Here is a 5,223-nt window from a genome sequence, read left to right as displayed (position 1 = left end):
GGGAAGGGGCTGCCCAACGGGCTGGGGTTAGCTAATGGAAACTGATGGGATTGGGCCCAAAGGGCCTAATCAGCTTTTCTAGCTGCTAACAGCCAGCAGCTGGAAGCTCCCGCCCGTCTGCACGCCCCTCAGCCACTTGAAAACCGCCGCGGAGCGGCTGTTCCGCTCAAGGCTATGACACAAAACGGTAAACTCCCAAAATTCATCTATCCTTTTCCTTACTGCAGTGCTATAATAAATCTCACAACTACAGAAAGTCCGATGCCGGACAGACGGTCTTTTTTTGACTGCCTGTCCGGCTTTTTGTCTTCACGGGAGGCGTTGGAGTATGGGAAAAGTATGGAGAGATTTACCGAAGGCCCAGGGTCTCTATGACCCGAGGAATGAGCATGATGCCTGCGGCATCGGATTTGTGGCAAATATCAAAGGACAGCGGTCCTACGGCATCGTGGATGATGCCCTGAAAATTCTGGAGAACCTGAAGCACCGGGGCGGCGAGGGGGCAGACCGGAAGAGTGGCGACGGCGCCGGCATCCTTACCCAGATTCCTCACGAATTCTTCCAGCGGGAGTGCGAGGTCCTGGGATTTCACCTCCCTCCGGAAGGGGAGTACGGGGTGGGTATGATTTTTGCCCACCGCTACGAAAATTTCCGGGAAGAACAGAAGCGGATTTTCGAGGAAATCGTAAAGGAAGAGGGGCAGACCGTCCTCGGCTGGCGGGAAGTCCCCATCGACGAGAGCCTCATCGGGGAAGAGGCGAAGCGGATCCGTCCCCATTTCCTCCAGGTCTTCATCGGGAAGGACCCCGCCATCACGGAACCCATGGATTTCGAGCGGAAGCTCTACATCATCCGGCGGCTGGCGGAAAAGAAAATCATCCCCCTCTCCGCCGGCATGGGGACCGACTTCTACATTGCCAGCCTGTCCTCCCGGACCATCGTGTACAAGGGCATGCTCACCAGCGACCAGATGCGCCATTTCTACCTGGACCTGTCGGACCTGGACTACAAGACCTCCATGGCCCTCGTCCATTCCCGGTTCAGCACGAATACCTTCCCCAGCTGGGCCAGGGCCCATCCGAACCGGTACATCGTGCACAATGGGGAAATCAACACCATCCGGGGCAATATCAACTGGCTGAACGCCCGGGAAAGCAAGTCCCGGCCTTCGGACTACCCGGAACTTTCGAAGGTATTCCCCGTGGTGGATGACACGGGCAGCGACTCCGCCATGTTCGACAACTGCCTCGAATACCTCCACATGGCCGGCCATTCCCTGGCCCACGCCATGATGGTCATGATTCCGGAACCCTGGGAAAAGGACGATTCCATGAGCCGGGAGAAGAAGGATTTCTACCGGTACCACAACTTTATGATGGAACCCTGGGACGGTCCGGCGGCCATCTGTTTCTGCGACGGCATCCACATCGGCGGTATGCTGGACAGGAACGGCCTCCGGCCGGCCCGGTACTACGTGATGAAGGATGACCGGGTCATCCTGTCCTCCGAAGTGGGGGCGGTGCCGGTGGACCAGAAGGAGGTCCTCTACAAGGGCCGCCTGGAACCGGGAAAGATTTTCCTCATCGATACCTCCCAGCAGCGCATCGTGCCGGACGAAGAAATCAAACACGCCATGGCCTCCGCCCACCCCTACGGCCAGTGGTGCGAGGAGCACATGGTGGACCTGTCGGACCTGCCGAAGGAAAAGGTGGAAGAAAAGACGCCGGAGAACCTGCTGGAAGAGCAGAAGGGCTTCGGTTACACCCAGGAAGACATGCGGGATATCATGATTCTCATGGCGGATACGGGGAAAGACCCGGTGGGAGCCATGGGCATGGATTCGCCGCTTCCCGTACTCTCCGAGCGGCCGAGGCTCCTCTATGACTATTTCCAGCAGAACTTCGCACAGGTCACGAATCCTCCCATCGACGCCATCCGGGAAAAAATCGTCACCTCCGCCACGGTGTACGTGGGGAACATGGCAAACATCATGGACCCCGACGAGAAGGGCACTGCTGCCCTCTCCATGGACCGGCCCCTTCTGACGAATGAAGAAATGGCGGCGGTGAAGCACCTTTCGGATCCCCGCATCCGTCCTGCCGTGCTGTCCCTCCTCTATCCCGCCGAGGGCCGGGGAGAAATGGAAAAGGCATTGCACCATCTCTTCGACGAAGCCCTGGCGGCGGTGAAGAAGGGCAGCAACATCCTCATCCTGTCCGATAGGGGCATAGACCGGGACCATGTGGCCATTCCGGCCCTTCTCGCCTCCGCAGGACTCCACAATTTCCTCATCCGGGAGAAGGTGCGGCCTGACGTGGGCATTATCCTGGAATCCGGGGAGCCCCGGGAGGTGCACCATTTCTGCACCCTCATCGGCTATGGCGTCACCGCCATCAACCCCTATCTGGCCCTGGATACGGTGTCGGACCTGGCGGAGAAAGGGCGGCTCGGGAAGAAGAGCGCCGAAGAAGCCCGGGAGAGTTACCTCAATGCCGCGGTGAACGGCATTCTCTCGGTCATGTCGAAAATGGGGATTTCCACGGTGAAGAGCTACCATGGCGCCCAGATTTTCGAGGCTGTGGGCATCGGCAAAGAAGTGGCGGATACCTGTTTCGGCGGCACGGCGTCTCCTGTCGGTGGCATCGGCCTTCTGGAAATGGAGGAAGAGAACCGGCGGCGCCACGAAGAAGCCTACGGTCCGAAGAAGGGCCTCTTCTCCGGGGATGTCTTCAAGTACCGGAGAAACGGAGACGAACCCCATATCCTTACGGCTGAGGCCATCCGGCTCCTGCAGCAGGCCTGCCGCACCGGGAGCTATGAGCTTTACAAGGTCTATGCGAAGAAGGTGAATGAGCCCCTCATCCGGCTCCGGGACCTCTTGGACTTCACCAGCCCCGCCGGCTGCAGCATCCCCATCGAAGAAGTGGAAAGCGCGGACTCTATTATCCACCACTTCCGCACCGGCGCCATGAGCTACGGCGCCCTCAGCAAAGAAGCCCATGAATGTATCGCAAAGGCCATGAATTCCCTGGGCAGCCGCAGCAACACCGGCGAAGGCGGGGAAGACGATGAGCGGTTTGCGCTCCGCCCCGACGGCAGCAGCGTGAACGATGAAATCAAGCAGGTCTCCACCGCCCGGTTCGGGGTCACCGGGAATTATCTGGTCCATGGGAAAGAAATCCAGATCAAGTGCGCCCAGGGCGCCAAGCCCGGCGAAGGGGGACACCTGCCGGGGAGCAAGGTGGATCCTGCCATCGCCCGCACCCGCCGGTCCACGCCGGGGGTATCCCTCATTTCCCCGCCGCCCCATCATGACGTGTACTCCATCGAGGATCTGGCGGAACTGGTCTTTGACCTGAAGAATGCCAATCCCCGGGCCGAAATCAATGTGAAGCTCACCGCAGGAAGCGGCATCGGCACCATCGCCGCCGGCGTGGTGAAGGCGAAAGCCGACGGCATCACCATCAGCGGCTACGACGGCGGCACCGGCGCCTCTCCCCGGACGAGCATGCGCCATGCAGGGCTCCCCTGGGAAGTGGGGCTCTCCGAAGTGCAGCAGGTGCTCCTCATGAACCGCCTCCGGGACCGGGTGCACCTGGAAGTGGACGGGAAACTCCTCACCGGCCGGGACGTGGCCATGGCGGCCCTCCTGGGGGCGGAGCAGTTCAGCTTCTGCACGGGACCCCTCATCGCCATTGGCTGCCAGATGTTCCGGGTGTGCAATAAGAATACCTGCCCCTTCGGCATCTGCACCCAGGACGAAAAACTCCGGAAGCGGTTCACCGGGAAACCAGAGTACATCGTGAATTTCATGCACTTCGTGGCGGAGGACCTCCGGGAAATCATGGCCCGCCTGGGCTTCCATACCCTGGAAGACATGGTGGGACGGAGCGATCGGCTGAAGCAGAAGGGACTCACCGGAAATCCGAAGGCCGACACCCTGAACCTGGACGCCCTCCTCTACCGGCCCTACACCGACAGCACCGTGGGCCACCATTTCGTGATCCCCCAGGTCCATGACATCGAAAAGACCCTGGACATGGCGAAGCTGGTGCGCATGTGCAAACCGGCGCTGGAAGAAAAGAAGCCGGTCCGGGCAAAGCTCTTCATCAAAAATACAAACCGCGTCACCGGCACCATCGTGGGCAGCGAGATTTCCAGGCGCTACGGGGAAGAGGGGCTTCCGGAAGATACCATCCGCCTCTCCTTCGTAGGTTCCGCAGGCCAGAGCTTCGGCGCCTTCATCCCGAAGGGCCTCACCCTCACTCTGGAAGGGGATGCCAACGACTACACAGGAAAAGGCCTTTCCGGCGGCAAAATCATCATTTACCCGCCGAAAAATGCCTCCTTCCGGGCAGAGGATAACGTGATCATCGGCAACGTGGCCTTCTTCGGCGCCACCGGTGGCAAAGCCTTCGTCTCCGGCCGGGCGGGAGAACGGTTCTGCGTACGGAACAGCGGCGCCACGGTGGTGGTGGAAGGGGTCGGAAACCACGGCCTGGAATATATGACCGGCGGCAAAGTGGTGATCCTCGGGAAAACCGGCAAAAACCTGGCAGCTGGCATGTCCGGCGGCACCGCCTACGTGGTGGACCTGGAAAAAGGACTCCTCAATAAGGAAATGGTCCACACCCTGCCCCTCACGGACCCGAAGGAAGAGGAAGACGTAAAGCACCTCATCGAAGAACACTACATCTGCACCCGGAGCGAAAGGGCGGAAGAAATCCTGGCCCAGTGGAGCCGCTTCCTCCCCAGAATCACCAAAGTCATTCCAAGGGACTACGAAGCCATGGAAAATAGAATTCACGAGCTCATGAAAAAAGGAAAGACCCGGGAAGAAGCAGAAAAAGAGGCGTTCGAGGAGAAGTTAAAAAAATAGATTTGAGATTTGAGGCCCCGCGGCTGCGGTGTGGTAAAGTAGCTAGTGGCTGGTATCTGGTAGCTGGGTCAATCGCGGCTTCGCCGCAGTGGGAATCCTGACGACTCTAACCCCAAAACAGACAATTGCCTCTGCAGTAGGCCCCTTCCTCGGGAAGGGGCTGCCCACGGGGCTGGGGTTAGCTGATGGAAACTGATGGGATTGGGCCCAAAGGGCCTAACCAGCTTTTCTAGCTGCTAGCAGCTGGAAGCCCCCGCCCGTTCGCACGGGAGTCCATCCACCTGAAAACCGCCGCGAAGCGGCTGTTCCGCTCAAGGCACGAAAGAAAGAGTTGAGAGTTGAGA

1 protein-coding gene is annotated in these 5,223 nt (G+C 59.5%); it reads left to right on the top strand.

Translation table 11 applies throughout. The features are described 5' to 3' along the window. Positions 1-328 precede the first annotated feature (328 nt). A complete protein-coding gene (gene gltB, locus QZR21_RS07890) occupies positions 329-4,879 on the top strand; it encodes a glutamate synthase large subunit (protein ID WP_296974775.1) in 4,551 nt (1,516 codons plus the stop codon). Positions 4,880-5,223 lie beyond the last annotated feature (344 nt).

Source organism: uncultured Dialister sp. (assembly GCF_900541605.1).
Taxonomy (GTDB): Bacteria; Bacillota; Negativicutes; order Veillonellales; family Dialisteraceae; genus Dialister.
This window is presented reverse-complemented; position numbering and strand designations above follow the sequence as displayed.

Bases quoted from the DNA above. Each gene is read 5' to 3' on its own strand.
- gltB (WP_296974775.1), top strand. From the start codon at position 329: ATGGGAAAAGTATGGAGAGATTTACCGAAGGCCCAGGGTCTCTATGAC.